21 protein-coding genes are annotated in these 26,054 nt (G+C 67.0%); 14 read left to right on the forward strand and 7 right to left on the reverse strand.

What is annotated here, in order from left to right; translation table 11 throughout:
• Nucleotide 1: 1 nt before the first annotated feature.
• The 6 genes from M8R19_RS28280 to M8R19_RS28305 all read left to right on the forward strand — a co-directional run bounded on the left by M8R19_RS28280 (nucleotide 2) and on the right by M8R19_RS28305 (nucleotide 8,102).
• A complete protein-coding gene (locus M8R19_RS28280; RefSeq protein ID WP_249919577.1) occupies nucleotides 2–2,722 on the forward strand; it encodes a helix-turn-helix transcriptional regulator in 2,721 nt (906 codons plus the stop codon).
• A gap of 231 nt (nucleotides 2,723–2,953) precedes the next feature.
• Nucleotides 2,954–3,418: a DUF6160 family protein gene (locus tag M8R19_RS28285; protein WP_009618705.1), complete on the forward strand. Its 465-nt coding sequence runs from the start codon at nucleotides 2,954–2,956 to the stop codon at nucleotides 3,416–3,418.
• Between the two features lie 74 nt (nucleotides 3,419–3,492).
• Nucleotides 3,493–4,254, forward strand: a complete 762-nt coding sequence (locus M8R19_RS28290; protein ID WP_116424068.1) for a C39 family peptidase — start codon at nucleotides 3,493–3,495, stop codon at nucleotides 4,252–4,254.
• 45 nt (nucleotides 4,255–4,299) lie between these two features.
• Nucleotides 4,300–5,304, forward strand: coding sequence for a transporter (locus M8R19_RS28295; RefSeq protein WP_069864194.1), 1,005 nt, complete (start codon nucleotides 4,300–4,302; stop codon nucleotides 5,302–5,304).
• Between the two features lie 18 nt (nucleotides 5,305–5,322).
• On the forward strand, nucleotides 5,323–6,921 hold the full coding sequence (locus tag M8R19_RS28300; protein ID WP_249919578.1) for an outer membrane protein transport protein: 1,599 nt from the start codon (nucleotides 5,323–5,325) through the stop codon (nucleotides 6,919–6,921).
• Nucleotides 6,922–6,932: 11 nt separating this feature from the next.
• Nucleotides 6,933–8,102, forward strand: a complete 1,170-nt coding sequence (locus tag M8R19_RS28305; RefSeq protein WP_043314975.1) for a MalM family protein — start codon at nucleotides 6,933–6,935, stop codon at nucleotides 8,100–8,102.
• Nucleotides 8,103–8,827: 725 nt separating this feature from the next.
• On the opposite strand, the gene M8R19_RS28310 is transcribed toward M8R19_RS28305, so the two are convergent.
• The 4 genes from M8R19_RS28310 to ppsR form a co-directional block, all read right to left on the reverse strand.
• Nucleotides 8,828–9,814, reverse strand: coding sequence for an alpha-L-glutamate ligase-like protein (locus tag M8R19_RS28310; RefSeq protein WP_249919579.1), 987 nt, complete (start codon nucleotides 9,812–9,814; stop codon nucleotides 8,828–8,830).
• Nucleotides 9,815–9,817: 3 nt separating this feature from the next.
• Nucleotides 9,818–11,344, reverse strand: a complete 1,527-nt coding sequence (gene rloB / locus M8R19_RS28315) for an osmotic stress tolerance membrane protein RloB (RefSeq protein WP_043318158.1) — start codon at nucleotides 11,342–11,344, stop codon at nucleotides 9,818–9,820.
• A gap of 5 nt (nucleotides 11,345–11,349) precedes the next feature.
• Nucleotides 11,350–11,889 (reverse strand): retropepsin-like aspartic peptidase RloA, encoded by a 540-nt coding sequence (rloA, locus tag M8R19_RS28320; RefSeq protein WP_043272133.1) that lies wholly within the window; start codon nucleotides 11,887–11,889, stop codon nucleotides 11,350–11,352.
• A 202-nt stretch (nucleotides 11,890–12,091) separates the two neighbouring features.
• Nucleotides 12,092–12,910 (reverse strand): posphoenolpyruvate synthetase regulatory kinase/phosphorylase PpsR, encoded by an 819-nt coding sequence (ppsR, locus tag M8R19_RS28325; protein WP_009618715.1) that lies wholly within the window; start codon nucleotides 12,908–12,910, stop codon nucleotides 12,092–12,094.
• A 165-nt stretch (nucleotides 12,911–13,075) separates the two neighbouring features.
• On the opposite strand from ppsR, the gene ppsA reads away from it, so the two are divergent.
• From ppsA to M8R19_RS28365, 8 genes are all read left to right on the forward strand, one after another.
• Nucleotides 13,076–15,445 (forward strand): phosphoenolpyruvate synthase, encoded by a 2,370-nt coding sequence (gene ppsA, locus M8R19_RS28330; protein WP_249919580.1) that lies wholly within the window; start codon nucleotides 13,076–13,078, stop codon nucleotides 15,443–15,445.
• A gap of 76 nt (nucleotides 15,446–15,521) precedes the next feature.
• A complete protein-coding gene (locus tag M8R19_RS28335) occupies nucleotides 15,522–16,484 on the forward strand; it encodes an alpha/beta fold hydrolase (RefSeq protein WP_249919581.1) in 963 nt (320 codons plus the stop codon).
• A 712-nt stretch (nucleotides 16,485–17,196) separates the two neighbouring features.
• Entirely contained in the window at nucleotides 17,197–17,685 is a 489-nt protein-coding gene (gene rraA / locus M8R19_RS28340) for a ribonuclease E activity regulator RraA (protein WP_043272131.1), read from the forward strand.
• 82 nt (nucleotides 17,686–17,767) lie between these two features.
• The gene (gene cmaX, locus M8R19_RS28345) at nucleotides 17,768–18,766 is read left to right on the forward strand and encodes a divalent cation transporter CmaX (protein ID WP_116424064.1); all 999 of its coding nucleotides are present in this window, start codon (nucleotides 17,768–17,770) and stop codon (nucleotides 18,764–18,766) included.
• Between the two features lie 54 nt (nucleotides 18,767–18,820).
• On the forward strand, nucleotides 18,821–19,069 hold the full coding sequence (locus M8R19_RS28350; protein WP_074986036.1) for a CrfX protein: 249 nt from the start codon (nucleotides 18,821–18,823) through the stop codon (nucleotides 19,067–19,069).
• Between the two features lie 2 nt (nucleotides 19,070–19,071).
• Complete coding sequence (locus tag M8R19_RS28355; RefSeq protein ID WP_074986032.1) at nucleotides 19,072–19,896, forward strand: mechanosensitive ion channel family protein; 825 nt, start codon at nucleotides 19,072–19,074, stop codon at nucleotides 19,894–19,896.
• 74 nt (nucleotides 19,897–19,970) lie between these two features.
• On the forward strand, nucleotides 19,971–20,561 hold the full coding sequence (gene sigX, locus M8R19_RS28360; protein WP_024128632.1) for an RNA polymerase sigma factor SigX: 591 nt from the start codon (nucleotides 19,971–19,973) through the stop codon (nucleotides 20,559–20,561).
• A 117-nt stretch (nucleotides 20,562–20,678) separates the two neighbouring features.
• Complete coding sequence (locus tag M8R19_RS28365) at nucleotides 20,679–21,740, forward strand: OmpA family protein (RefSeq protein ID WP_074986027.1); 1,062 nt, start codon at nucleotides 20,679–20,681, stop codon at nucleotides 21,738–21,740.
• 488 nt (nucleotides 21,741–22,228) lie between these two features.
• On the opposite strand, the gene cobA is transcribed toward M8R19_RS28365, so the two are convergent.
• The 3 genes from cobA to nirD are packed head-to-tail and all read right to left on the reverse strand — an operon-like array spanning nucleotide 22,229 to nucleotide 26,035.
• On the reverse strand, nucleotides 22,229–22,963 hold the full coding sequence (gene cobA / locus M8R19_RS28370) for a uroporphyrinogen-III C-methyltransferase (RefSeq protein ID WP_249919582.1): 735 nt from the start codon (nucleotides 22,961–22,963) through the stop codon (nucleotides 22,229–22,231).
• A gap of 11 nt (nucleotides 22,964–22,974) precedes the next feature.
• Nucleotides 22,975–25,683, reverse strand: a complete 2,709-nt coding sequence (locus tag M8R19_RS28375) for a nitrate reductase (protein ID WP_249919583.1) — start codon at nucleotides 25,681–25,683, stop codon at nucleotides 22,975–22,977.
• Nucleotides 25,684–25,708: 25 nt separating this feature from the next.
• The gene (gene nirD, locus M8R19_RS28380) at nucleotides 25,709–26,035 is read right to left on the reverse strand and encodes a nitrite reductase small subunit NirD (RefSeq protein ID WP_074985796.1); all 327 of its coding nucleotides are present in this window, start codon (nucleotides 26,033–26,035) and stop codon (nucleotides 25,709–25,711) included.
• Between the last annotated feature and the right edge of the window lie 19 nt (nucleotides 26,036–26,054).

Below are 26,054 nucleotides of genomic sequence, written 5' to 3' on the forward strand. Positions count from 1 at the left end.
CATGACCACACTCAATTCCCAGCAGCCGCCCCTGCCGCTGTTGCGCACCAAGCTGTTCCCGCCGCGCACCGAGGGCGCCCTGCTGTTGCCGCGGCGCGCGCTCATCGACCGCCTGTTCTCGGCGCGCCAGCAGCGCGCGCTGATCCTCAGCGCGCCGGCCGGCTTCGGCAAGAGCACCGTGCTCAGCCTGTTCCGCGAGCGCCTGCTGGCCAGCGGCGCGCTGGTGGCCTGGCTGTCCTGCGATGAGGGCGACAGCGAGCCGCAGCGCCTGCTGCAGTACCTGGTGGAGAGCATCCGCAGCGTCGCCCCCGGCTTCGGCGCCAACACCTCGAACCTGCTGCAGTCGGACATGACCTTGCCGCTGGAAGGGCTGCTGGATGCCTTCCTCGCCGACCTCAAGCGCATCGACGGAGCGCTCTACCTGTTCCTCGACGACTTCCACCAGATCCGCCACCCGGCCCTGCAGCCGGGGGCGCGCTACCTCATTGAGCACCTGCCGGACAACGTGCGCCTGGTCACCAGCACCCGCTACCGCCCGCGCTTCCTGGTGGACGAGCCGGCGCTGGCGCCCTGGGCCTTCTGCCTCAACGGCGCCGACCTGCGCCTGACCCGCGAGGAGGCCGACACCTACCTGCTGGAACTCAAGGGCCTGCAGTTGGACGACGCCGAGTTGGGCCTGCTGTACAAGCGCACGGAGGGCTGGATCACCGCGCTGCACCTGGCCGCCCTGGCGCTGGCCCGGCACAGCGACCGCGAGGGCTTCCTGCGCGGGCTGTCGGGCACCGAGCGGGACATCGCCGACTACCTCGCCGAGGACGTGCTGGCCAGCCTGCCGCCGGCGCTGCAGCAGTTCCTCGACCAGACCTCGGTGCTCGACGAGTTCTGCGCCGAGCTGTGCAACGCCCTGACCGGGCGCCGCGACGGCCTGGACATGCTCATGCGCCTGCAGAACGAGCAGCTGTTCATCATCCCCCTGGACGATACGCGCGAGTGGTTCCGCTACCACCACCTGTTCGCCGACTTCCTCCAGGGGCGCCTGGCCCGCAGCGCCGACCCCACGCCGCTGCTCAACGCCGCCGCGCGCTGGTGCGAAAGCCGCGACATGGCCGACCGCGCGGTGCGCTACGCCCTGCGCGCCCGCGACTACGCCTTCGCCGCCGACCTGCTGGAGCGCCAGGGCGCGCGGCTGATCGCCGGCAACCGGGTGTACAGCATCCTCGGCATGCTCGGCGGCATTCCCGCCGAGGTGATCCGCGAGCATCCGGTGTTCCAGATCTTCTACGCCTGGCAGCTGGCCTTCGAACAGAAGTTCGCCGAAGCCGAGGCGCTCATCGAGGAACTCAGCGCCCGCCTGCTGATGGGCCAGGGCAAGGCGCGCAACTTCGGCCTGGCCGAGCTGCTGGCCGTGGCCCAGGTGCTCAAGGCCCTGGTGCTGCTGTACCAGGACAAGCTGGAGGCCAGCCTCAAGGTGTCGCGCCAGTGGCTGGCGTTGGTGCCGGCCAACCAGCCGGTGTTCCGCGCCAGCCTGGCCTGCATCCTGGCCGCCGCCCATGCGCTGCTGGGCGACTACGCCGAGGCCGCCGGCGCCATCGGCGTGGCCCGCGAGTGCCTGCGCATGGCCGACAGCGAGTACCTGCAGGTGGTGGCGAGCATGATCGAGGCGCTGATCTGCAAGGAGAGCGGCGAGCTGGAGCGCGGCCGGACCATCGCCGAGGGCGCGCGCAGCCGCGTCGAGCGCGTGTTCGGCCGGCGCAGCCGGGTGGGCGGGCCGCTGGCCCTGGCCTACGCCGACATCCTCTACGAGCAGGACCGCCATGCGGCCATCCTCGCCGAACTGCCGCTGGCCACCACCTGGCGCGACGTGGCCACGCCCATGGAGCTGATCAGCCGCGGCCAACTGGTGATGGCCAAGGCGCGCTTCTTCGCCGGCGAGGCCGAACAGGGCCTGGCCCAGCTCGACGAATGGCTGGCCGGCCTGCAGTCGCCGGGCTACGAGCGCGTCTACGCGCTGGCCATGGGCTGCAAGGTGCAGCTGCTGCTGTGGCTGCGCCGGCCGAACGAGGCCGAGCGCGTGTGCCTGCAACTGGCCCGGCACCTGTCGGGGCTCTCCGCCGAGCGCTATGCCGATGCCCAGGCTGCGCTGGCCCTGGCCGAGGCGCGGGTGGCGCTGTCCGAGCGGCGCGCCGAGCGCGCCCAGCAGCGTCTGGAATCGGCGCTGGCGGCGAACGCCTCGCCCTATCTGCGCGACCGGCGGTTGCGTCTGGCCTTGTTACTTTCTGTGGCGTATTGGCAGAAAGGTAACAGCGAAAAGGCCTTCGCCCTGTTCGCGCCCACCCTCGAGGAAGCCTGGAACCAGGGCTACCGCCGGCTGTTCCAGGACGACGCCATCTGGCTGCTGCCGTTCTGGGACGCCTGGCGCGAGGCCGAGCCCAAGCGCGCGGCGGCCTGGCAGGGGGTGGCGGAACTGCTCCGCGAACAGTGCCGCAGGCTGTCCGTCGACCCGGCGGGTTTCGAGGAAAATCAAGATGTTAGCCACCGCGAGCGGGAAATCCTGCGGCTGGTGGCGGCCGGGCTTTCGAACCGCGACATCGCCCAGGCGGTGCATCTGTCGGAAGCCACCATCAAGTGGCACCTGCACAACCTGTTCGCCAAGCTGGGGGTGCGCAGCCGCACCCAGGCGGTACTCAAGGGCAAGAGCCTGGGGTTGCTCAGCGAAGCCTGAGGCGAACGGCGTTTCCGGCTCCATCCCTTGGATGGGCTGGCAGGTGGGGGGTTGCCCAGTAGCTTGGGAAACAGGACGCGAAGCCTGGTGCTTCACGAATCCATGCCCGCGGCACCTAGGGAAGACGGCGCGGGTCTGGAGGGTCGGCTTGGCCGGCCAACCTGCAGCGGGGCAGGACGCCCCCTGCAGTGCCCTGGGGCAACCCCACCTGAACACTGGAGAGAAACAAGAATGAAAAAAATCAAACAACTGGTTCTTGCAAGCGCTGTTCTGGCCGCTCCCTTCCTGGCCCATGCCGATCTGAAATCCATGGACGACAGCGCGCTCGCCGGCGTGACCGGCCAGGACGGCATCAGCATCGCCGGTGACTTCAAGGCGAGCATCGGGGCGGTGGTCTACACCGACAAGATCGACGACACCAAGTCCGGTTCCCTGCGCCTGGAGAACATCACCCTGACCGGCCCGGGCGGCACCGCCCTGAAGATCGACGATGCCAACCCGCTGACCGTCGACGTGGTCACCACCAAGATCGGCACCGCCGACACCCAGCAGCTGGCCCTGGGCCTGCCGGGCATGACCGGCGACGTCTCGGTGGGCGCCATCAAGGTGGGCGACACCAGCGCCGCCAGCATCGGTTCGCTGACCGTTTCCAACCTGAACATGGCCGGTTCCCAGGTTCGCATCTGGGGCCACTGATCCATCGGTCGTGTGACGCGTATCCCCTTGCCGGCCCGTGCCGGCAAGGGTTCTTCCAGGAGAGAGGAGAGGGGATGTTCGAGATACTGCTGGGAAGCCTGCTCGGCCTGTTCGGTTTCACCCAGACGGTGGATACCCAACCGCAACCCCGGGGCACGGTGAACATCACCCAGCAGCTCACGCCCAACGGCCCCTTCCGCGAGGCCGTGCAACTCGAACCCATGAGCCAGGTGCAGTTCCGCAACGTCATCCGCCAGGCCTACGACTACAGCTGCGGCTCGGCGGCGTTGACCACCCTGCTGGACTACTACCTGGGCCGCGACCTGCAGGAACGCCAGGTGATGGAAGGCCTGCTGAAGTACGGCGAGGCCGACAAGATCGTCCAGCGCCGCGGCTTCTCGCTGCTGGACATGAAGCGCTACGCGGCCGCGCTGGGCTACAGGAGCGGCGGCTTCCGCGCCGAATTCTCCGACCTGGATTCGCTGGAGCACCCGGCGCTGGTACCCATCCACTACGGTGGCTTCAAGCATTTCGTGGTGGTGCGCGACGTCTACAACGACCACGTCTTCGTTGCCGATCCTGCCCTGGGCAACATCAGTTTCACCCGCAGCCGCTTCGAGGCGATCTGGGACCAGAACGTCCTCTTCGTCATCTACCCAAGCGGCCAGGAGCCGAAGAACGCCCTGGCCCTGAAGGAGCAGGACCTGCGCCTGGTGGACGACCGCACCGTGAGCCTGCTGGCCTTCCGCGAGTTCCCGGAGATGAGCAAGTTCACCAGCAACCAGATGATCGAGGCCGCATCCAAAGGCGACGTGCAGTTCATACGCAGCAAGTGATCGACGTTTCATCCTTCCATAAGAACAAGACCAGGGGATTGCATCATGAGATTCAGGGGGTATGCGTGCGCCGCCATACTGGCCTTGCTTGCGTCGGGCCCGGCGCCGGCCGAGGAAGGCTCGGTCGACCAGGCGCGTGACGCGCTGGCCAAGAAGGCCGACGACGCCGACAGCGCCAAGGCCCTGGAAGAGGTGTTCCAGGCGGCGGAGAAGAGCTACACCCTGCTGAAGAAGGGCGAGCGGACCCTCACCTACGGCCTGGACTACTCGATGATGCGCGACACCCGCATCCAGCAGGTGCGCACCGGCGACAGCGTCTACAGCGTGCTGGCGACCAGCGAGGCGCAGCACACCTTCACCAACTCCTTCACCTTCGACTACGGCGTCTGGGACAACCTGACCTTCAGCCTGCGCCTGCCCTTCGTGGCCAAGTACGACACCGAGAGCGACGTCCACGCCTACAGCCTCGGCGACATTTCCGCGACTCTGCGCTGGCAGCCCTGGGCAGCGATGCGCGGCCGCCCGGTCACCACCTTCTACGCCACCCTCGGCCTGCCCACCGGCGACAGCCCGTTCGACATGAACCCGGACAAGGACGTATCCACCGGCAACGGCTACTACAGCCTCGGCGTGGGCGCGAACATGTCCTACGTGATCGACCCGGTCGTGCTCTACGGCTCGCTCGGCTACACCTACAACCTCAAGGTCGACAACATCCACCAGAACCAGTACGGCGAGGAGCTGAACAAGGTCACCCCGGGCGACACCCTGAACTTCGCCATGGGCATGGCCTACGCGCTGTCCTACGACGTGTCCCTGGCCACCTCCTACCAGATGGCCTACCAGATGAAGAGCCGCTACCACTTCGACACCCGCACGGTGGAGGCTCCCGAGCAGACCAGCGCGGTCATGAACTTCTCGCTCGGCCTGCGCACCTCGCCTGACTACATCGTCAACGTGAACGCCGGCTTCGGCCTGACCGAAGACTCACCGGATATCTTGCTGGGGGTTTCCCTGCCCCTGGATATCAAGGGCCTTAAGCCCGACTAAACGGCGAGCGGAGTTCCCATGACGAAGCGCATTTCGCCACTTCTGCTGGCGATGGCAGGGGCGGGGCTTGGCTGGATTCTGCCGGCCCAGGCCCAACTGGCCAACGACATCACCATCGGCAACCCCAAGGCGATGGCCCTGGGCAACGCGGTCACCGCCGATTCCACCGGCATCGACGCCGTGCACTACAACCCCGCGGCGCTGACCAAGCTCAAGGGCCGGCAGACCACGGTGAAGCTGGTCAGCGGGGTGATGGACATCCGCGCCGGCTTCCACGCGCCGCCGAACTACGGCGAGAGCACCTTCGGCGTGTCCGACGACCCGGTGGCCAACTCCCACAGCCGCACCATGACGCCGACCATGTACCTGCCGGGCCTGGGCGGCATGACCGACGTGCCCATGCTGGTGGCGCCGCTGGCGGGCCTGTCGATCAACCCGCCGGGCTCCAAGTTCACCTTCGCCACCAACGTCTACACGCCCCAGGCGCTGGGCTACTCGCGGGACTCGGACAGCGACCCGGGGCGCTACGACGGGCGCCGCGTGTCGCTGCAGCGGCTGACCTACTTCTCGCCGTCGGTGGGCTACCAGATGAACGACACGCTGTCCTTCGGCCTGTCCATCGGTTTCTCCCACCAGGCCATGGCCCTGGACACCGACTTCCGCAACCCCGGCCTGCTCACCGGCCTGCTGCAGACCCTCCACGACACCACCTGCGTGCCCGGCGCGCAGGAGATCGTCGAGCTGGTGTTCAACGTCTGCGGCGGGCGCATCGGCCCCTACGACACCCTGGCCAACCTCAAGCTGGACATGCAGCAGACCCTCTCGCCCAGCTACAACCTGGGCGTGCTCTGGGAGCCCACCGACTGGTTCGCCTGGGGCGCGGTGTACCAGAGCGAGTCGCGCATGAAGCTCAAGGGCAAGTACCGGGTGGACTACACCAAGGACTGGCAGGGCTTCTGGTCCGGCCTGCAGAACTCGGTGTTCGGCGCCTTCCTCAGCCCGCTGTTCCCCTACGGCAACGCCGAGGAGGAGCACGGCGTGGCGACGCTGAAGATGACCAACCCGGACAACTTCTCCACCGGCATCAAGCTGCGCCCGTTCGATGACTGGCAGTTCAACTTCGACCTGAAGTGGAGCGGCTACAGTGACTGGAACAACCTGGAGATCGAGTTCGACAGGGAACTGGACCTGCTGCGCATCGCCAAGAACTTCGCCCCCAACGGCGCCACCGACCACAGCATCATCCTCGACCGTGGCTACCGCGACACCTGGAGCTACGCCATGGGTGTGCAGTATGACGTCAACGACCGCCTGCAGCTGCGCGCCGGCTACGAATACCGGCCCTCGGCGATTCCCAAGAGCAAGGCCGACGCCCTGGTGCCCATCGGCGACGCCGACCTCTACGGCCTGGGCCTGGGCTACCGCTGGGACAAGGACACCAACATCGACCTGGGCTTCAACTACTTCGTCTCCAAGCAGAGCATCAAGGCCGGGCAGAGCTGCAACCTGACCTGCACCGGCATCGACAACCTGGTCTACAACCCCTATGCCGGCATGGATGTACATACCACGGTGAAGGCCTATATCTTCGCCCTGACCTACAACACCACCTTCTGAGGAGCGGCCCGATGCAGCGTTCCCGCCACCTGTTCCTCTGCCTGCTGGCCACGGCGGCCGCGCCGCTGCCGGCGCTGGCCGACGCCGGGCGCTACCTGTCGTGGATCGACGACAACGGCCAGGTGCACAACACCTTCGTCGACGCCGGCTACGGCCAGCAGCAGCGCCAGGCGGCCAGGCGCATCGACCAGAGCGACCGCGCCCGCCTGCGCGACGACGGCGGCACCCTCTGGCCCGGCAGCGCGCCGGCGGGGGAGAGCAAGCGCCGCTACTTCACCTGGGTGGACGGCCAGGGCAACCTGCAGAACAGCTTCTACGCCGGCAACCAGGTGCCCGCCGGGCGCGGCGACTACGTGCTGCCCAACGGCGACCATTCCTCCGAGTACATCGACGCCGAGGCCTACGAGGACAAGGGCTTCGTCCGCAGCGAGAACGGCAACCCGTACTACACCTGGGTCGACGAGCAGGGCCGCATGCACAACTCGCCGATCACCGCCCAGGACCGCGCCGACGGCATCCGCCGCAACCAGATCGCCTTCACCGAGGGCCGCGAGGTGCAATTCAAGCAGCGCCCGCAGGCCCTGCCGGGGCTGGACGGCAGCGGCGAGCAGAGCGACGCCATGAAGGCCCTGCTCAAGGGCAGCGGCAAGACCCTCAATGACCTCTACCAGGACCTGCAAAGGCGCTGCTGCGAGCAGATCGCCGAGGGCGAGTTCACCGAGCTGAACGCCGACGAGCCGCGCTACGAGGAGCTCAACAAGTTCTCGCCGAGCTTCGACTTCCCCATGGGCAAGAGCTACTACGTAGCCATGAAGCTGCCGGCCTCACAGCAGGTCTACGGCCTGCGCGTGCGCAGCTTCTCCAACCACCAGGTGGTCTACCCGTCGCTGCTGTTCCTCGACGAACGCAAACGCCCGACGCGCCTGGTCAGCGACGCGGTCTACAAGCTCAACCCGGAAACCTGGTACCGCTACGCCTTCATCGAAGGCACGGTGCCGGTGCGCGCCAACCAGGGCGAGCGCTACGTGCTGCTGCTGACCACCGACGAGGACCGCGCCCTGCAGACGCTGGACAACAAACCCTACAAGCGCCCGCTGGAAAACCTGGCGGTGAACGAGGAGGGGATGAAGGTGCGGCAGCATGCCGACCAGGGTGGGTTCGAGTTGGCGGTGGTGCGCTGAGCGTCACCGGATAGCCCGCTGCGGGCGGTTGGTCGATCGCGGACGGAGTCCGCTCCTACGCCCGTGCTTCCCTGAACCGTAGGATGGGTTGAGCTTGCGATACCCATGCTGCCGTGGTGATGGGTATCGCAAGCTCAACACCATCCTACGAAAAGCCGAGCTTCCTGGAACCGTAGGAGCGGACTCCGTCCGCGATTCTGACTTCCAGAGAAACCTCCGAGCGCACCGGAACGCCCCTTCAGAAGGCCGAGCGAAACCCGCGCTCAGGAGGTCATGCGACATGGATGTCGCGAGAGCCCCGATGGGCTACAGGGACATACCCTCGGGACGTACCCTCGGGGCGGGCCTCCGTGGCGGGGGAATTCGCGAGGGTAGCCCGGCTCCATCGGGCCCGTATGCGGGGCAAGCCTTTTTGGTTCCTTTTTGCGGGGGTGGCCTTCCACCGATTGACAAAAGGGACTCGCCCGAGGGGGCGAAACAAAAAATCTCCGCAGACTCGGAGCGGCGCGCTACACCGAGCCCAACCCCAAAAGTCTCTGGGTTCCCGCGTTCGCGGGAATGACGGGGTTGAAGGATGGCGCCTGACCGACGCGTCGCTCAGGACAGCCCCCTCTCCCTTCAGGGAGAGGGTTGGGGAGAGGGCGCTCTCGAACCCAGCACCGAAAGCCCCCGGGAAACACCGTTCGCGAGCAAGCTCGCTCCTACGAAAAGCCCCCGACTCCGCCTCAGATCTCCCGCCCCGGCACATGCCCGAACAGCTTCTGCGAGAAGCGCACCCGCTCCTCCGGAGTCTCCTGCACCCCCTTGGCCTGCAACTCCACCAGGTGGGCCTCCACCGCCTGGGCGCGGCCGGTCAGGCCGCAGTCGTTGGCGATCTGGATGTTCAGCCCGGGACGGGCATTGAGTTCGAGGATCAGTGGGCCCTTGTCCTGGTCCAGCACCATGTCCACGCCGATGTAGCCCAGGCCGCACAACTCGTAGCAGCCGGCGGCCAGCTTCATGAAACCGTCCCAGTGCGGCAGCTGCACGCCATCCACCGCGTTGGTGGTGTCCGGGTGCTTGGCGATCTTGCGGTTCAGCCAGGTGCCTTGCAGGGTGATGCCGGTGGCCAGGTCCACGCCCACGCCGATGGCGCCCTGGTGCAGGTTGGCCTTGCCGTTGGACTGGCGCGTCGGCAGGCGCAGCATGGCCATCACCGGGTAGCCCATGAGGACGATGATGCGGATGTCCGGCACGCCCTCGTAGCTGATGCTGCGGAAGATCTGGTCGGGGGTGACGCGGTACTCGATCAGCGCGCGGTCGCGGTGCCCGCCCAGGGAGTACAGGCCGGTGAGGATGCTGGAGAGCTGGTACTCGATCTCGTCGCGGCTGATGATGCGCCCGGAGACGGTCTTGAAGTTGCCCTCGAAACGGTCGGCGATCACCAGGATGCCGTCGCCGCCGGCGCCCTGCGCCGGCTTGATGACGAAGTCGTTGCGCTCGCCGATGATGGAATCGAGCTTCTCGATCTCCTTCTCGGTGGAGATGATCCCGTACATCTCCGGCACGTGGATGCCGGCGGCGATGGCGCGTTCCTTGGTGATGATCTTGTCGTCGACGATCGGGTACAGGTGGCGCTTGTTGTACTTCAGCACGAAGTCCGCGTTGCGCCGGTTGATGCCCATGATGCCCTTGGCTTCCAGGGCTTTCCACCGCTTGATCAGGCCGAACATGGCTCAGTCCTTCAGGAAGGCTTTGAAGCGGAACAGCTCGGTCAGGCGGTAGCCGCGGTAGCGACCCATCGCCAGCATGAAGGCCACCAGGAGCAGCAGCACCGCCGGGAAGGTGAACACGAAGTACACCAGCTCCGGCACGCGCATCAGGATGTGCGCCAGGGCCGCGGCGAACAGGGTGCCCACCGCCGCCTTCATGGCGTGCGCGGCGCCGCGCTCTTCCCAGGTGATCGACAGGCGCTCGATGCTCATGGTCAGGATCACCATGGGGAACAGCGCCACCGAAAGGCCGCTCTCGAAGCCCAGGCGGTGGCTGAGCAGGCTGATGGCGGCGATCATCACCACCACGAAGGTCAGCACCACCGACAGCCGCGGCAGCATCTGCAGCTTCAGGTGCTCGAGGTAGGAGCGCAGCGACAGGCCCAGGGCGGTGATCACGGTGAACAGGCCGATGCCCCACTGCAGGCCGGTCTCGCGGAAGGCGAGGGCGATCAGCACCGGGGTGAAGGTGCCGAGGGTCTGGATGCCGATCAGGTTGCGCAGGACCAGGATCACCAGCACGCCGAAGGGGATCATGATCATGATCTGGAAGGTCTGCTGGGTGGACAGCGGCAGGCCGTACAGCGAGTAGTCGAGGAAGGATGCGTCGGTGTTCTCGTTGGTCAGCTTGGCCAGGCGGATGGCGTTCATCTCGCTGTTGTTCAGGCTGAAGCTGATCAGCGCCTTCTTGCCGCCTTCCACCGCCAGCAGCGGCTCGTCGCCCAGCCACCAGATCAGGCGGTCGGCGGGCAGGCCGCGCTCGCCGGTCTCGGGGTTGAAGTACAGCCAGTCCTTGCCGTTGTAGCTGCGCAGCCACAGTTCCGGGCTCTGCGCCTGGTTGGCCAGCAGGCGCAGGGTGTGCACGCGCTCCATGGGCACGTGGGCCTGGGCCAGCAGGGTCTCGACGATGTACGAGCGCTTCTCCAGGCTGGTGTCGCCGGCCAGCAGCAGCTTGACGTTGTCGTCGGCCAGGTTGTTGGCGCGCTTGATGGTTTCGCTGACGAAGGTCTCGATGTCCGCCGAGTGCTGGCGGATGGGCGCGATCAGGGCCTCGGCGGCAATCTTCTCCGGGCCTTCCAGGGGCGGGCTGTCACGGAAGATCGGGCCTTTTTCCTTGGGTTGCTCGCCGCTGAAGCGCTTGGTCAGCACCAGGCGGTAGTAGAGCGTCTGCTTGCCGTTGGCGCGGCGCGAGGACCAGGTCACCTTGCGGTTGCCGTCGGCGCGGTTGATGCTCACCCCGTAGTTGTTCGAGACGAAGCTCTCGTTGAGGCTGACGTAGCCCTGGGTCAGCGGCGGCACGAACATCTGCACCTTGACCGGGGTCTTCGGCGCGGCGAGGAATTCGACCTTGGCGTCGATGTTCCACAGGTCGTCGGTTTCCGCCTCGGTCATGGGGATGCCGAGGATGAAGATCTGGTAGGCGGTGATGGAAACGCCCAGGACCACCAGGATGGCGATCAGGATCTTCAGGTGCAGGTTGATGGAGCGCATGGGCTTTACTCGGCAGGTTTCGCAACGGGGCAACCGGGCTGGCCGGCGGCGTATTTCAGGCTGGGGTCGACCAGGGCGCCGAAGCGCTTGAGCGCGTCGGAGCCGATCAGCAGGGGGTATTGGAATGCGCTGCGGTCGGTAAGGTTCACTTCGATGGTGCGGCGCAGCCTGCCCAGGCAGACGTCCAGCTCGATGACCGGACGCGCGGTGTAGGCCTTGCCCTCGTCGGGGTCGAAGTCGCCGTGGCGCCGCTTGATCTTGCTGATGCGCGCCAGCGGCCGCTCCAGCGGCTGGCTGTCGGCGGTGTCGGTGGCCAGGTAGAAGCGCACCCAGGTTTCGCCGTCGCGCTTGAAGCGCTTGATGTCGCGGGCGCTCAGGGAGGCGGTCTTGGCGCCGGTGTCGAGCTTGGCCGCCAGCACCTGGTCGAGCTGGCCGATGTGGGCGTATTCGATGAGCCCGTAAACGGTCTTGCCGGCCGCGCCGGCGGGGCCGCCGAAGGCCGCCAGGAAAATCAGGAGCAGCAGGGCTGTGGGCTTGAGTCTCATAAGTCCTGAGCGCTGGGGGCCGTAGGCCAGTGAACGGGTACATCCGGCAAACGCCACGGCCTGCGGGCGAGTCATCCTTGGCCGGGGCCTGGGCCCCCCAGGAGGGATGCGGGGCGCGATTCTAGCACGCAGGTCCCGTGTGACGACACCCGCCAGGCCCCGGCGGGCGGCAGCGTGAGCCGGTTCACAGGGCCGTGCGGGGCTACTTCAGGCGGCGCTCGACGCCTTTCTCCACCATGATCTTGGCGGCGATCTCCTCCACCGAGAAATGGGTGGAGTTGATGTAGGCGATGTTCTCGCGGCGGAACAGGTTCTCCACCTCGCGCACCTCGAACTCGCACTGGGCGAAGCTGGCGTAGCGGCTGTTGGGCTTGCGCTCGTTGCGGATGGCGGTGAGCCGGTCGGGGTCGATGGTCAGGCCGAACAGCTTGCCCTTGTAGGGCTTGAGGGCGTTGGGCAGCTGCAGGCGCTCCATGTCCTCCTCGGTCAGCGGATAGTTCGCCGCACGAATGCCATATTGCATTGCCATATAGAGGCAGGTGGGCGTCTTGCCGCAGCGCGACACGCCGACCAGGATCAGGTCGGCCTTGTCGTAGTAGTGGGTGCGGGCGCCGTCGTCGTTGTCGAGGGCGAAGTTGACCGCGTCGATCCGCTCCATGTAGTGCGGATTGTGGCCGATGCTGTGGGATTTTCCGACGGAATACGACGAGTCCGCGGATAATTCCTGCTCCAGAGGGGACAAAAAGGTCGAGAAGATGTCGATCATGAAGCCGTTCGACTGGGCCAGGACCGCCCGGATCTCACGGTTGACGATGGTGTCGAAGATGATCGGGCGGGCGCCGTCCGCCTGCGCAGCCGCGTTGATTTGCTGTACCATGACGCGCGCTTTTTCTTCGGTGTCGATGTACGGTCGCGTCAGTTTGTGGAAATGGATGTTCTCGAACTGCGCAAGAAGACTCTGGCCGAGGGTTTCGGCGGTGATGCCGGTTCCGTCGGAAATGAAGAAAGCCGTACGTTTCATTGCGCTGCGGGCCTTAATGTAGGAAAGAATCCTGAGTATGATAGGCCGCGCTTTTGCAAGGCCTCCTGCCGGGGCATTGTCACTTATTTTTCTGGCCGCGGCCAGAAAGGGACAGCGTCGCGGTGGCCCGTTTGAGCTTTTCCAACATTCAGTGGAGAGATCACCTTGGTAGAGTACGTAGTTTCCCTCGATAAGCTCGGCGTCCATGATGTCGAACGTGTGGGGGGCAAGAACGCATCCCTGGGCGAAATGATCAGCAACCTCGCCGGTGCTGGGGTTTCGGTTCCCGGTGGTTTCGCCACCACCGCCCAGGCCTACCGTGACTTCCTCGAGCAGAGTGGCCTGAACGACCGCATTCACGCCGCCCTGGACGCCCTCGATGTCGACGACGTCAACGCCCTGGCCAAGACCGGCGCGCAGATCCGCCAGTGGGTGATGGACGCCGAGTTCCCCGCCCAGCTGGACGCCGACATCCGCAAGGCCTTCGCCGAGATGGCCGGCGGCAACGACAACATGGCCGTGGCCGTGCGCTCCTCCGCCACCGCCGAAGACCTGCCGGACGCCTCCTTCGCCGGCCAGCAGGAGACCTTCCTGAACATCCGCGGCGTGGACAACGTGATCCGCGCGGCCAAGGAAGTCTTCGCCTCCCTGTTCAACGACCGTGCCATCGCCTACCGCGTGCACCAGGGCTTCGACCACAAGCTGGTCGCCCTGTCCGCCGGCGTGCAGCGCATGGTCCGCTCGGAAACCGGCACCGCCGGGGTGATGTTCACTCTGGACACCGAGTCCGGCTTCCGTGACGTGGTGTTCATCACCGGCGCCTACGGCCTCGGCGAGACCGTGGTGCAGGGCGCGGTGAACCCCGACGAGTTCTACGTGCACAAGCCCACCCTGGAAGCCGGCCGCCCGGCGATCCTGCGCCGCAACCTGGGCAGCAAGGCGATCAAGATGATCTACGGCGACGAAGCCAAGGCCGGCAAGTCGGTCAAGGTGGTCGACGTGGAGAAGGCCGACCGCGCGCGCTTCGCCCTGTCCGACGCCGAGGTCACCGAGCTGGCCAAGCAGGCGCTGATCATCGAGAAGCACTACCAGCGCCCGATGGACATCGAATGGGCGAAGGATGGCGACGACGGCAAGCTGTACATCGTCCAGGCCCGCCCGGAAACCGTGAAGAGCCGTTCCAGCGCCACCGTGATGGAGCGCTACCTGCTCAAGGAGAAGGGCAAGGTCCTGGTGGAAGGCCGCGCCATCGGCCAGCGCATCGGCGCAGGCCCGGTGAAGGTCATCCACGACGTCTCCGAGATGGACAAGGTGCAGCCCGGCGACGTGCTGGTCTCCGACATGACCGACCCGGACTGGGAGCCGGTGATGAAGCGCGCCAGCGCCATCGTCACCAACCGCGGCGGGCGTACCTGCCACGCGGCGATCATCGCCCGTGAGCTGGGTATCCCGGCGGTGGTCGGCTGCGGCAACGCCACCGCCGTGCTGAAGGACGGCCAGCAGGTCACCGTATCCTGCGCCGAAGGCGACACCGGCCTGATCTACGAAGGCCAGCTGGGCTTCGACGTGCGCCAGAACTCGGTCGACGCCATGCCCGACCTGCCGTTCAAGATCATGATGAACGTCGGCAACCCGGACCGCGCCTTCGACTTCGCCCAGCTGCCCAACGAGGGCGTGGGCCTGGCCCGCCTGGAATTCATCATCAACCGCATGATCGGCGTGCACCCCAAGGCGCTGCTGAACTTCGCCAGCCTGCCGGCCGACATCAAGGAAAGCGTCGAGAAGCGCATCGCCGGCTACGACGATCCGGTGGGCTTCTACGTCGAGAAGCTGGTCGAGGGCGTCAGCACCCTGGCCGCGGCCTTCTGGCCGAAGAAGGTCATCGTGCGCCTGTCGGACTTCAAGTCCAACGAATACGCCAACCTGATCGGCGGCAAGCTCTACGAGCCGGAAGAAGAGAACCCGATGCTCGGCTTCCGCGGCGCCTCGCGCTACATCAGCGAATCCTTCCGCGATTGCTTCGAGCTGGAATGCCGGGCGATGAAGAAGGTCCGCAACGAGATGGGCCTGACCAACGTCGAGCTGATGGTGCCCTTCGTGCGCACCCTCGGCGAGGCTTCCCAGGTGGTCGAACTGCTGGCCACCAACGGCCTGAAGCGCGGCGAGAACGGCCTGAAGGTCATCATGATGTGCGAACTGCCGTCCAACGCCCTGCTGGCCGAGGAGTTCCTGGAGTTCTTCGACGGCTTCTCCATCGGCTCCAACGACCTGACCCAGCTGACCCTCGGCCTGGACCGCGACTCGGGCATCGTCGCGCACCTGTTCGACGAGCGTAACCCGGCGGTCAAGAAGCTGCTGGCCAACGCTATCCAGGCGTGCAACAAGGCCGGCAAGTACATCGGCATCTGCGGCCAGGGCCCCTCGGACCACCCGGACCTGGCCAAGTGGCTGATGGAGCAGGGCATCGAAAGCGTCTCGCTGAACCCCGACTCGGTGCTCGACACCTGGTTCTTCCTGGCCGAAGGCCAGGCCTGACGCCAACCGAACCTGCGGGTTCAGGAAGGGCGGGTGCTTGCACCCGCCCTTTTTTCGTGCCAACCCATTCCACGACATGCACAGCAGTAGCCGACTCTTTCCCGTGGCGCTCGTCAGCGCCGAACTGCGTGGCGGCCTCACCGAGGACGTCTACCGCCTGAAACCCAACAACAGCCCGGATCCCAGCGTCGAGCTGGCGCTGACCCGCCTGGGCCTGCCGGGCCGCGAGCAGCGTGGCGTACCGGTGATCCTGGTGCACGGCAGCTTCTCCAACCGGCGCTTCTGGTACTCGCCCAAGGCCATCGGCCTGGGGCCGTACCTGGCGCGCGCCGGCTTCGACGTGTGGATACCGGAGATGCGCGGCCACGGCCTGTCGCCGCGCAACCTCGACTATTCGCGCAACAGCGTCGCCGCCTACGCGCGCTTCGACCTGCCGGCCATCGCCGCCTTCGTCGTCGAACAGAGTGGCCAGGCGCCGCACTGGATCGGCCATTCCCTGGGCGGCACCAGCCTGGCGGCGACCCTCGGCGGCGGCTACCTGGCGCCGGAGCAGGTGGCCAGCGTGGCGCTGTTCGGCAGCCAGGTCAGCCGTGACTACTGGGCGCTGAAGCTGCCGCCGGTGGCCTGGAGCGGGCGCCTGCTGCTCAAGCGCATGGGCGTGATCCCCGGCCCGCGCCTGCGCCGCGGCCCGGAGGACGAGCCCATCGGCCTGGCCCTGGAAGCCTTACGCTGGCATGGCCTGTTCGGCCGCTTCGGCGAACGCGACAACGACTGGTGGGGCGGCCTGGCCAAGGTGACGGCGCCGGTGCTGGCGGTCAGCGCCGAGGGCGACCGCCAGGACCCGCCCTGGGCCTGCCGCAAGCTGTTCGAGCAGTTCGGCTCCGAAGTCCGCGAATATCTCTGCCTGGGGCGCCGGCAGGGCTTTTTGGAAAACTTCGGGCACGTCGAGATGCTGGTGAGCAAGGGCGCCCAGTGCGAGGTCTGGCCGCGGGTCCGGCACTGGCTGGAACACCAGGCCCTGCCTCCCGGCAACCCGTAGGATTACAGGCTGCGCCGAGGTGCTTTCGTAGGAGCGAGCTTGCTCGCGAACAAGCGCGGTGCCATGCGGTTCGCGAGCAAGCTCGCTCCTACGAGAAGCCATACTCGCCAGCGGGCCCTGCCCGCGATTTCGCGCGCAGGGCGCGCTCCTACAGGGGAATGACGTGGGTGGGGCAGCGTAGGAGCGGAATACCGTGCCATCCGGCGGGCTGTAGGAGCGGGCCCTGCCCGCGATTCGCGCGCAGGGCGCGCTCCTTCAGGTGAATGATGCGGGTGGGGTGGCGTAGGAGCGGATCTTATCCGCGATCCGCGCCGGGACGTCCGGTTATCGCGGACAAGGTCCGCTCCTACGGGGGAGGAATACCGTGCCATCCGGCGGGCTGTAGGAGCGGGCCCTGCCCGCGATTCGCGCGCAGGGCGCGCTCCTACAGGTGAATGATGCGGGTGGGGCAGCGCAGGAGCGGATCTTATCCGCGATCCGCGCCGGGATGGCCGGCTATCGCGGACAAGGTCCGCTCCTACGGGAGGAATACCGTGCCTCTCGGCAATCTGTGCCCGAAGGCCGCCAAGCCGCGGAGCAGGGCGGCGGGCGTAGGCGGATGGCGTGACAGTCGCTAGACTGTGACGCCAAGCCGGGTTCCGGTCATTCCGGGCTTCATCGCCGCTCCGCCGGTCCGCCGCAGGTTCATCCCGACACTCCAAGGAGTCTCTCCATGCAATACGTCACCCCTGATCTGTGCGATGCCTATCCCGACCTGGTCCAGGTCGTCGAGCCCATGTTCAGCAACTTCGGCGGTCGCGACTCCTTCGGCGGCGAAATCGTCACCATCAAGTGCTTCGAGGACAACTCGCTGGTCAAGGAGCAGGTGGACAAGGACGGCAAGGGCAAGGTGCTGGTGGTCGACGGCGGCGGCTCGCTGCGCCGCGCGCTGCTGGGCGACATGCTGGCCGAGAAGGCGGCGAAGAACGGCTGGGAAGGCATCGTGGTCTACGGCTGCATCCGCGACGTCGACGTGATCGCGCAGACCGACCTGGGCGTGCAGGCCCTGGCCAGCCACCCGATGAAGACCGACAAGCGCGGCATCGGCGACCTCAACGTGGCCGTGACCTTCGGCGGCATCACTTTCCGTCCGGGCGAGTTCGTCTACGCCGACAACAACGGCATCATCGTTTCCCCCCAGGCCCTGAAAATGCCCGAGTGAGCTGAACGCCGGGCGCCTTCGCCGGTCAATGACCGCAGCCGCCGGCGGCGCCCGGCACTTCATGGCATTTCAGGAACAGGCGATGCAGCAATACGAAAGCGGAACCGAGCGCGGGCTCATCTACGGCTACGTCCTCGATGGCCACGGCGGCGGCCGGCAGATCAGCCGCGCGGAACTGCACCTGATTGACCTCAAGCCCGAGGAAAGCCTCTGGGTGCACTGGGACCGCGGCGTCCCCGAAGCACAGTCCTGGCTGCGCGACTCCAGCGGGTTGAACGAATTCACCTGCGATCTGCTGCTGGAGGAGGCGACCCGCCCGCGCCTGCTGGACCTGGGCGCCGAGCGCCTGCTGCTGTTCCTGCGCGGCGTCAACCTCAACCCCGGCGCGGTGCCCGAGGACATGGTCTCGCTGCGGGTGTTCGCCGAGAAGCAGCGGGTGATCTCCCTGCGCCTGCGCCCGCTCAAGGCGGTGGCCGACCTGCGCCAGGACCTGGCCGCCGGGCGCGGCCCGAAGAACGCCTCGGAGCTGGTGCTGAGCCTGGCGCACTACCTCACCGACCGCATCGACACCCTGATCGGCGGCCTGGCCGACGAGCTCGACGCCATGGAGGAGGCCATCGAGGAAGACGAGCGCAACGTGCCCGACCAGGCCGAGCTGCGCGCCCTGCGCCGGCGCTCCGCGGGCCTGCGGCGCTACCTGGCGCCGCAGCGCGACATCTACTCGCAACTCACGCGGATCAAGCTGTCCTGGACGCTGGGCGACGACGCCGACTACTGGAACGAGCTGTATAACCGCCTGACGCGCAACCTCGAGGAACTGGAGCTGGTGCGCGAGCGCATTTCGCTGATCCAGGAGGCCGAGCACCGGCGGATCACCGAGCGGATGAACAAGACCATGTACATTCTTGGTATCATCACCGGCTTTTTCCTGCCCATGAGTTTCGTGGCCGGGCTTCTGGGCATCAACGTAGGCGGGATTCCGGGCTCCAGCGCGCCGCACGGCTTCGCCATGGCCTGCCTGCTGATGGCCGTGATCGCCGTGACCCAGTGGTGGATCTTCCGCCGCCTGCGCTGGCTCTGATGTGACTTGTGGGGGTGTGGCTGCGTCAAGGCAGCACACGAAGGAGAGCTGTGCATGCACGACCCGTTCGAAGAATCCCTGCGCAACCTGTTGCGCATGCCGGCCCAGGAGCCGGAGGACGACGCGCGCCTGGGTCGCGTGCTGAAGACCGCCAACCGCCAGGTCGGCGCCGGCGACCTGTTCAGCCTCATGGGCCACTGGCTGCAAGCCCTGAGCCTGGGCGTGAGCCGCGGCGCCGCCCACCTTGCGCCGGTGTCCCGGCGCCCGCAGAATTCCGCCCCTTCCGCTGACAAGGCCGACTGAAGATGCAATTCGATATCTGGACGCAAAGCCTGCTCACCGCCATGAACACCCTGTGGAGCAAGCTCGCCGGGTTCATCCCGAACCTGCTCGGCGCCCTGGTGGTGGTGCTGCTCGGCTTCGTCGTGGCCAAGCTGCTCGACGCCCTGCTGTCCAAGCTGCTGGCCAAGCTCGGCCTGGACCGCCTGATGGGCGGCACCGGCCTGACCAAGCTGATGGCCCGCGTCGGCATCCAGGTGCCGGTCTCGACCCTGGTGGGCAAGATCGTCTACTGGTTCGTGCTGCTGGTGTTCCTGGTCTCCGCCGCCGAGTCCCTCGGCCTGCAGCGCGTCTCCGCCACCCTCGACGTGCTCGCCCTGTACCTGCCCAAGGTGTTCGGCGCGGCCCTGGTGCTGATCGTCGGCGTGCTCCTGGCGCAGTTGCTCAACAGCGTGGTGCGCGGCGCCGCCGAGGGCGTGGGCCTGGAATACGCCGGCGGCCTGGGGCGCGTGGCCCAGTGGCTGGTGATCATCATCAGCATCTCGGTGGCCGTCGGCCAGCTCGAGGTCAAGACCGACCTGCTCAACTACATCATCGCCATCGTGCTGATCACCGTCGGCCTTGCCGCCGCCCTGGCCCTGGGCCTGGGCAGTCGGGAGATCGCCGGGCAGATCATCGCCGGCATCTACGTGCGCGAGCTGTACCAGGTCGGGCAAGAGGTGAAAGTGGACGATGTCGAAGGCATCATCGAAGAAATCGGCACCATCAAGACTATTCTGATGACCGATGAGGGCGAGTTGGTGTCCATTGCCAACCGCGTGCTCCTCGAGCGCCGTGTGACCAGCCGCTGAGATGATCCCGTGCAACGCCGACGCCGCTTCGCGAAAGCCGCGTCGGCGGCCGACATGACCTGGCCCGACCCGACTTGAACAAGCCGCAACCATTGTCCCAGCGCTACGACCCGCGCCAGCTGACCGACGAGGAGCTGGTGGAGCGCGCCCATGACGAGCTGTTCCACGTCACCCGGGCGTACGAGGAGCTGATGCGCCGATACCAGCGCACGCTGTTCAACGTCTGCGCACGCTATCTGGGCAACGATCGGGATGCCGATGACGTGTGTCAGGAAGTGATGCTCAAGGTGTTGTACGGTTTGAAGAACTTCGAGGGTAAATCGAAGTTCAAAACTTGGTTGTACAGCATCACTTACAACGAGTGCATTACCCAATATCGCAAGGAAAGACGAAAGCGTCGCCTGCTCGATGCGCTGAGCCTGGACCCGCTCGAGGAGGCTTCCGAGGAGAAGGCGCCGAAGGTCGAGGAACGGGGCGGCCTGGACCGATGGCTGGTACATGTCAACCCCATTGATCGGGAAATTCTGGTGCTACGATTTGTCGCAGAGCTCGAATTCCAGGAGATCGCCGACATCATGCACATGGGCCTGAGTGCGACCAAGATGCGATACAAGCGTGCACTCGATCGGCTGCGCGAAAAGTTTTCGGGCATATCCGAAACATAGTTGGGTAAATGTTGTCTCTCTAATTCGCAAGTTCTGATAAACTTGCCCGCAAGTTGTATGGCCTGCCTTTTGTCGGCGGTCATCGGCTTACTGACCACCAAGATGGGGATTTAACGGATGAAACTGAAGAACACCCTGGGCGTCGTGATCGGCTCCATGATCGCCGCTTCCGCCGTGAATGCTTTCGCTCAAGGCCAAGGCGCAGTCGAAGCCGAAGCCTTCGGCAAGCGCTACTTCACTGACAGCACCCGCAACATGAAGAACGGCGACCTCTACGGCGGTTCCGTCGGCTACTTCCTGACCGACGACGTCGAGCTGGCGCTCTCCTACGGTGAATACCACGACATTCGTGGCACCTACGAGTCCGGCAACAAGAAGGTCCATGGCAACCTGGCTTCCCTGGACGCCGTCTACCACTTCGGTACTCCGGGTGTCGGCCTGCGTCCGTACGTTTCCGCCGGTATCGGCCACCAGAGCCTGACCAACGTCAACAGCGCCAACGGCAGCCGTCAGAACCTGACCATGGCCAACATCGGCGCCGGTCTGAAGTACTACTTCACCGAGAACTTCTTCGCCAAGGCCAGCCTCGACGGCCAGTACGGCCTGGAGAAGCGTGACAATGGTCACCAGGGCGAGTGGATGGCTGGCGTCGGCGTCGGCATGAACTTCGGTGGCGGCGCCAAGCCGGCCCCGGCTCCGGAACCGGTCGCTGAAGTCTGCTCCGACGAAGACCACGACGGCGTCTGCGACAACGTCGACAAGTGCCCGAACACCCCGGCCAACGTCACCGTTGACGCCAACGGCTGCCCGGCCGTCGCTGAAGTCGTCCGCGTCCAGCTGGACGTCAAGTTCGACTTCGACAAGTCCAAGGTCAAAGAGAACAGCTACGCTGACATCAAGAACCTGGCTGACTTCATGAAGCAGTACCCGTCCACCTCCACCACCGTTGAAGGCCACACCGACTCCGTCGGCACCGACGCCTACAACCAGAAACTGTCCGAGCGTCGTGCCAACGCCGTTCGTGACGTGCTGGTCAACGAGTACGGTGTGGAAGGTGGCCGCGTGAACGCCGTTGGTTATGGTGAGAGCCGTCCGGTTGCTGACAACAGCACCGCTGAAGGCCGCGCCGTCAACCGTCGCGTAGAAGCCGAAGTGGAAGCCCAGGCCAAGCAGCAGTAATTGGTCTGAGTTCCAGGAAAAACCCGGCTTCGGCCGGGTTTTTCTTTGCCTGCGAAAAAGTCTGTTCAGGTGCTTGGGAGAGGGCTTCGTTTGTGGTTCTTGGCTCTGTGCTCCCATCCCCCCATCGTCATTCCCGCGTTCGCGGGAATGACGATGGAGAGTGAGGAGTTTCAGGCTGACTCCGAACTCCCCACCCACTCCGAACGGCCCCCTCTCCCTTCAGGGCGGGGCGCGCAGCCGAGGGCTGGGGAGAGGGCGCTCTTCTGCAGAGCCTCAACCCCACCGGAAATCCGTAGGGCGCATAACGCCTACGGCGTTATCCGCCGAATCGCGGACAGAGTCCGCTCCTACGCCCGTGCTTCCCTGAACCGTAGGAGCGGACTCTGTCCGCGATTGGATTCCCCGGCCACGCCGAACGCCCCGGTAGCACGGCCAACGGCGGATAACCGCGAACGGTTGTACGCCCTACGTCTCTGCGGAAAGGTCGTTCAGGCGCTACGCGCCAGCTCCAGCGCGGCCTCGGCGGCCACTTCGCCGATCACCAGGATGGCCGGGCTGCGCAGGCCGAAGGCGCTGGCGTCGTCGAGCATCGCGCCCAGGCTGCTGCGACACTCGCGTTGCTGCGGCAGCGAGGCGTTCTCGATCATCGCCACCGGCATGCCCCGGCGCATGCCGCCTGCCAGCAGGCCGTCGCGGACTTCCGCCAGGCGTGCCACGCCCATGTAGACCACCAGGGTGGTGCCGGACTGGGCCAGCGCCGGCCAGTTCGGTTCGCTGTCGTCCTGGGTGTGTGCGGTCACCAGAGTGACGCCGCGGCTGATGCCGCGCAGGGTCAGGGATATGCCGCAGGAAGTGGCGGCGGCCAGCCCGGCGGTGATGCCGTTGACCAGTTCGCAGGCGATGCCGCGGGCCTCCAGCCAGGCCGCTTCTTCGCCGCCACGGCCGAAGATGCACGGGTCGCCGCCTTTCAGGCGCACCACGCTGAAGCCCTGGCGGGCGTAGCGCAGCATCAGGCGCTGGATGAAATCCTGGGGCGTGGAGCGGCAGCCGCCGCGCTTGCCCACGCGCACGACCCGCGCCGCCGGGCAGTGCTCCAGCAGCTGCGGGTTGACCAGGTCGTCGAGCAGCACCACCTGGGCGCCGGACAGGGCGCGCACGGCCTTCAGCGTCAGCAGCTCCGGGTCGCCGGGACCGGCGCCGACCAGCCAGACTTTTCCACTCATCTTCTCTCTCCTCAGGCGTTGGCGGCGAGGGCGCCGGCTTCGCTGGCCAGCAACCGCCGTATTTCGGGAACGCAGGAACCGCATTGAGTGCCGCAGCCCAGTTCGCGCTTCAGGCCGTCCAGGTCCAGGCCGCGGACGATGCCTTCGCGCACCTGGCTCAGGCGCACGTTCCTGCAGTTGCACAGGGTCTTGTCGCTGGCCGCGGCGACCTGCGCGCCGGGCGGAGCGAGCAGTTTGCGGCGCAGGTCGGCGTCGCTTTCGCCGGACAGCCACAGCGCCTTGAGCCAGTCGCTGGCGATGCCGCTGCCGGCCAGGCGCAGGCCGGCGATGCGGCCGTCTTCCAGGCGCACCCGCTTGCCCTGGACGCGGCGTGGGTCGTCGTAGGCCAGCACCGGGCCGTCGAGCAGATCGAGCAGCGCATCGACCTGCTGCAGCCAGACGGCGTCCGGCGCCGCGCTGGCGGCGGCGCGCACCTGCAGGGCAGGGCGCTCGCGGCCGGCCAGGGTGAAGCTGGCGTAGTCCAGGCCGTCGAAAATCGGGCGCAGCGCCTCGAAACGTCGCTGCACGTCGCCCTCGACCAGCGCATAGAACTGCCAGGGCAGCGCTACGGCGGCGACTTCCACGCTGGCGTGCTTGAGTTCCGGCTGCCGCGACAGCGGGTCGACGGCCGGCAGGGTCAGGGCGTTCACCCCCAGGCCCTTGAGGAAGCGTTCGCCCCAGTGCATGGGCAGGAAGGCCTGGCCGGGCAGCAGGCCGTCGTCGGCCTGCACCGGCAGCACCAGGCTGCCGCGGCGGCTGCTCAGGCGCACCAGTTGGCCGTCTTCCAGGCGCCGCCGGCGCAGTTCCGCCGGGTGCAGGCTCAGGCAGGCTTCCTCGACGTGGCCGAAGGCGCTGGCGGCGGTGCCGGTGCGCGTCATGCCGTGCCACTGGTCACGCAGCCGGCCGGTGTTGAGAGTCAGCGGGAAGCGCGCCTCGCGGCGCTCCTTCGGCGCGCGGTAGGCTTCGGCGATGAAGCGCGCGCGGCCGTTGGCGGTGGCGAAGTTGCCGTCGGCGTAGAGACGCTTCAGGCCCTGGCTGGCGCCCTCGGGCAGCGGCCATTGCTGCGGGCCGCGCGCATCCAGCAGGGCGTAGCTGATGCCACCCATGTCCAGGTCGCGGCCCTGGGTGAGCGGGCGGTATTCGTCGAACAGCGCCTGGGGGCCGGCGAAGTCGAACAGGCTCGGTCGGCCGGGGCGCAGGCGGCGTTCCAGGCGGCGGGCGAAGTCGCAGGCGATGGACCAGTCGGCGCGGGCCTCGCCGGGGGCCGGCACGGCGCGGCGCACGTGGCTGACGCGGCGCTCGGAGTTGGTCACCGTGCCTTCCTTCTCGCCCCAGCTGGCGGCCGGCAGCAGCAGGTCGGCGTAGCGGCAGGTCTCGCTGGTGGCGAAGGCTTCCTGCACCACCACGAAGGGGCAGGCGGCGAGCGCCTCGCGGACCTGCGCCTGGTCCGGCAGGGATTGCGCGGGGTTGGTGCAGGCGATCCACAGCGCCTTGATGCGCCCGTCGCGCACCGCATCGAACAGCTCGATGGCGGTCAGCCCGGGCTGCTCCGGCAGCGCTTCGACGCCCCAGTACCGCGCGACTTCGGCGCGGTGTGCGGCATCGCCGGCGTCGCGGTGGCCGGGCAGCAGGTTGGCCAGGCTGCCGGTCTCGCGGCCGCCCATGGCGTTGGGCTGGCCGGTGAGGGAGAAGGGCCCGGCGCCGGGGCGGCCGATCTGCCCGGTGGCCAGGTGCAGGTTGATCAGCGCGCTGTTCTTGGCGCTGCCGGCGCTGGACTGGTTCAGGCCCATGCACCACAGCGAGAGGAAGCTCGGCGCGCGGCCGATCCACTCGGCGCAGCGCTGCAGGTCTTCCACGGCGATGCCGCAGATGCCCGCCACCGCCAGCGGGCCGTAGTCGCGCACCAGGTTCTTCAGTTCGTCGAAGCCCTGGGTGTGCGCCTCGATGTAGGCGCGGTCCGCCCAGCCTTCCCAGAGCAGCAGGTGGAGGATGCCGTGGAACAGCGCCACGTCGGTGCCGGGCTGGATCGCCAGGTGCAGGTCGGCCAGCTCGCAGGTGTCGGTGCGCCGCGGGTCGATGACGATCACCTTCATCTGCGGCCGCGCCGCCTTGGCCGCCTCCAGGCGGCGGAACAGCACCGGGTGGGCGTAGGCCATGTTGCTGCCGGCGACCAGCACGCAGTCGCTCTGCTCCAGGTCCTCGTAGCAGCAGGGCGGGGCGTCGGCGCCGAGGCTGCGCTTGTAGCCGACCACCGCCGAGGACATGCACAGCCGCGAGTTGCTGTCGATGTTGTTGCTGCCGACCAGGGCGCGGGCCAGCTTGTTGAAGGCGTAGTAGTCCTCGGTCAGCAACTGCCCGGAGACGTAGAAGGCCACGCTGTCCGGGCCGTGCTCGCGGATCGTCTCGGCGAACACCCCGGCGGCGTGCTCCAGGGCGCTGTCCCAGTCCACCCGGCTGCGCGCCAGCTGCTTGCCCAGGCGCAGCTCGGGATGCAGCGCGCGGGCGGCCAGGTCGCCAGTGAGGTGCAGGCTGGAGCCTTTGCTGCACAGGCGGCCGAGGTTGGCCGGGTGGTCCGGGTCGCCGCGCACGCCGAGGATGCGCTCGCCGTCGTGCTCGATCAGGACGCCGCACCCCACGCCGCAATAGCAGCAGGTGCTGGCGGTGACTTGGCGTTCGCTCATGGGGCTCTCCCGTGTCGCGGCCGCGTCAGGCGCAGGCGGCCAGGTCTTTCAGGGCCAGCAGCACGCGGCCGTTCTCCACCTTCACCGGGTGGCGGTGGGCGCAGCCGACGTCCGGGGCCACGGCGTTGCCGCTGTCCAGCTCGATCTGCCAGTTGTGCAGCGGGCAGGCCACCCGCTTGCCGAAGATCAGGCCCTGGGACAGCGGCCCGCCCTTGTGCGGGCAGCGGTCGTCGAGGGCGAAGACTTCGTCGTCGGCGCTGCGGAACAGGGCGATGTCGCCGCGCGGCGCGGCGATCACGCGCGAGCCCAGCGGCTGGATGTCTTCCAGGGCGCAGATGTCTTGCCAGTTCATGGTGTTCTCCCCAGGCCGG

This window comes from Pseudomonas sp. R3.Fl, from assembly GCF_023516765.1.
Classification (GTDB): domain Bacteria; phylum Pseudomonadota; class Gammaproteobacteria; order Pseudomonadales; family Pseudomonadaceae; genus Pseudomonas; species Pseudomonas citronellolis.